The organism is Synergistaceae bacterium (assembly GCA_012728235.1).
Classification (GTDB): Bacteria; Synergistota; Synergistia; order Synergistales; family Synergistaceae; genus JAAYFL01.
The window spans coordinates 1-1,621 of record JAAYFL010000068.1 but is presented as its reverse complement, the minus strand read 5'-3'; the positions used below and the strand labels follow the sequence as shown (position 1 = coordinate 1,621).

Below are 1,621 nucleotides of genomic sequence, written 5' to 3'. Positions count from 1 at the left end.
TCATATAGACAGCATGTTTTTAACACGTACTTCAATAGGATCAAGCCCCAGGATCTCTGCTGCTTCGTCCATAAGACTCTCCACTGCCCATGATGCCTGAGGATTTCCGGCCCCTCTCATTGCTGTTAGAGGAGGAGTATTAGTATAGACTGCTCTTCCGGACATCCTAAGATTGGGACATTTGTACATCGAAAGAGTAAAACCAGCAGCCAGCATCATCTTGGACGAACCGCTGAACGCATATGAGCCTGTATCATCAGTTACGTCCGAGTGAAGAGAAATCATAGTACCGTCTTTTTTGAACCCCACCTTGAGATCTAGGAGCATTGGGTGACGTCCATAAGCAAGGAACATCTCTTCTCTGCTTTTTTCTCCGCGAACCGGTCTTCCTGTTCGTAGCGCAAGGAAAGTACAAATATTTTCAATAAATCCTGTGTGTATATGGGCTCCAAATGATCCACCTAAGAAGACCCTGTGACACGTCAATTTTGAGACAGGAATCCCAAGCGATGAGGAAATGTTCATTCTCATCGCATGGACACCCTGAGTTGTCGCCCATATATCTACATGTTTATTGCCATCAGGGACACATAGTACTACTGCTCTTTCAAGAGGTGCTGGATTAGGTTTTGAGGTTTTATATTTCCTAGTGAGTACAAGGTCTGATTCTTCAAAACCTTTTTCCACGTCGCCAATGGATATGTCAACAGTATCAAAAACATTGCCGTTCATTTCCACATAATCTTCACCCTTAAGAGCTTCCTCGTGGATGATTGGCGCATCAGGAGAAAGAGTTGCATCAAAATCTATGGCAGCAGGCAGCACTTCATATTCTACTTTAATTTTCTCAAGAGCTTCTTCTGCTGCCTCAAGTGTTTCGGCTGCGACAGCTGCTACTCTGTCTCCTACGTGGCGGACATGGTGCTCCAGTAAATAGCTGTCTTTGAACATTATTTCGGGAACATGAAGAAATTGATGCATGCTTAATATCTTCGGAACGTCATCGTAAGTTATGATTTCCACAACGCCAATGACTTTGAGTGCTTCTGTCTTGTCAATATTTTTAACGATTGCATTAGCCCAGGGACTGCGAAGAATTTTGCAATGCAGCATGTTAGGTACGAAAAGATCTCCAGTGTACTTGAGCATGCCGGTTGCTTTAAGCGTAGCTTCTTGTTTTTCCTGTCTTTTACCGACTATTTGAAACTTTTCCATATGTTTTTCCCCCTGCATACATCATAAATTATCATTAGAGATTATTTGGGCTTTCTCAGTTAATAACAAGTTGTGAGGTCTATTTTCTGTGAATATTTTTCAAAGCTCAGACTACTTTTTAGTGAGAAAGCCCAGTGTGCTGTTATTATTTCCCCCAGCTCTCGTTTTTATCAATTCTGTAAAAAATATAACCTCCGATTATTCCAGGCAAAATTGGCCAACTAAAAAGAATAAGTGTGCCAGTTTTTACGGGTAATTGCATTATAATTTTTAAAATTACGAAAAGATAGAAGACTATCCCAACTGCGGAACAATACCGCTATGTACCGTTTGCTATGTGCCTCATTCCCGAAAGAAAAACAGAGGAAATCTCTCGAAGACCATAAGAACATTTTCAATGCCTGTG

The 1,621-nt window shown here is 41.5% G+C and carries 1 protein-coding gene; it reads right to left on the bottom strand.

The genetic code is table 11. From position 1 onward, the window contains the following. Positions 1-1,215 (bottom strand): molybdopterin-dependent oxidoreductase, encoded by a 1,215-nt coding sequence (locus GXZ13_05150; protein ID NLX75205.1) that lies wholly within the window; start codon positions 1,213-1,215, stop codon positions 1-3. Between the last annotated feature and the right edge of the window lie 406 nt (positions 1,216-1,621).